Origin of the sequence: Campylobacter sp. BCW_4323 (assembly GCF_001763115.1) — a bacterium.
Taxonomy (GTDB): Bacteria; Campylobacterota; Campylobacteria; order Campylobacterales; family Campylobacteraceae; genus Campylobacter_D; species Campylobacter_D jejuni.
The window spans coordinates 1-1,186 of the sequence record NZ_MJYC01000029.1; the positions used below are offsets into that span (position 1 = coordinate 1).

The 1,186-nt window shown below is 26.3% G+C and carries 1 protein-coding gene and 1 pseudogene; both read left to right on the forward strand.

The genetic code is table 11. From position 1 onward, the window contains the following. Window positions 1–848: 6-hydroxymethylpterin diphosphokinase MptE-like protein (locus AJN60_RS01500; protein ID WP_141085085.1), on the forward strand; the 848-nt coding region annotated here is incomplete at its 5' end. Beyond that, window positions 848–1,186, forward strand: a pseudogene (locus tag AJN60_RS01505) (motility associated factor glycosyltransferase family protein); the annotation flags it as partial. The gene AJN60_RS01500 and the pseudogene AJN60_RS01505, both read left to right, overlap by 1 nt.

A 1,186-nucleotide genomic window follows, 5' to 3' on the forward strand; every position in this document is an offset into this window, starting at 1 on the left:
CTTTATACCAACGCTTCAATCTTAACGACTTTGGTTATGTTGATACAGGTACTCATGTAAGTCATTTTTCTTATACCTTAGCTTTGGCTTTAGGATTTAAAAATATTATTATGATAGGGCAAGATTTGGCCTTTGATGAAGAAGGAAATTCACATTCAAAAGGTTTTGATTTTGGGGAGAAATTTAACGATGAAGAAAATATAGACAAACTTAAAGTCCCCGCCTATGCAAGTAAAGGAGAAGTTTTAACTCATATGACTTGGAATGATTATCGCATAAAGCTTGAATATCTTTTTGCTTGCAACAGTAAAGAAGCTAAATTTTACAATGCTACTGAAGGTGGAGCAAGGATTAATTTTACTGAAGAACTTTCCTTTAAAGAATGTTGTGAAAAACTCCTTACAAAATTTAAACCCAAGTTTGAACTTCCCAAAAGTTTAACTAAAAATAGAAGTGATAAACTACTAGCTAAATTCAAAGAAAAAATACAAAAAGATCAAGATAATGCTAAAAGATTTTTAAATGATGCTTTAGCTTTAAAACAAATTTTAGAAAATATACTCAGTAAAGATTTTATTTTACCTTTGGAATTTTTAGAAAAAGTTTATCAAAATATAGAAAATTTCAATCACTCTTTAGATGAAGATGAGTTTATACAAGATGGTATTTTAAAAGCAGTGATTTATAAACGAGGACTTAAGATAAGTTTGGTTTATAAAGAAAATATTTTGGATTATGCTAGTTTTATCAGTGCTTACATCAAAGCTTATTATGAATGGTTGCTTTATTTTATAGAAAAACTAGAGCAAAGAATAAATATTATCATCAATTCTTTTAAGGAAACCTAATGACCATACTAGAAAAAAACATACAAGCTTTATTAAGTGGAGTAAATGAACCCTTAGGAAATAAACTTTTAAATTTCATACAAAATAAAACTTGTTCTCGTTTTAATATAGATGAAAATTTAAATATCTATGATAAAACTCATAATGTTTTTATGTATGAAAATTTAGAAGAAGAATTAAATTTTTTCTATCAAAGTATTTTAGAAAAAACTCCTAGATATCCTTTTATATGTATTTATGGTATAGGCAATGCTTTACTGATTAAAAATTTAGCTAAACACTATAAACATCTTTTTGTATTTGAAAGCGAAATAGAACTTTTTATCCTAGCTTTAAGT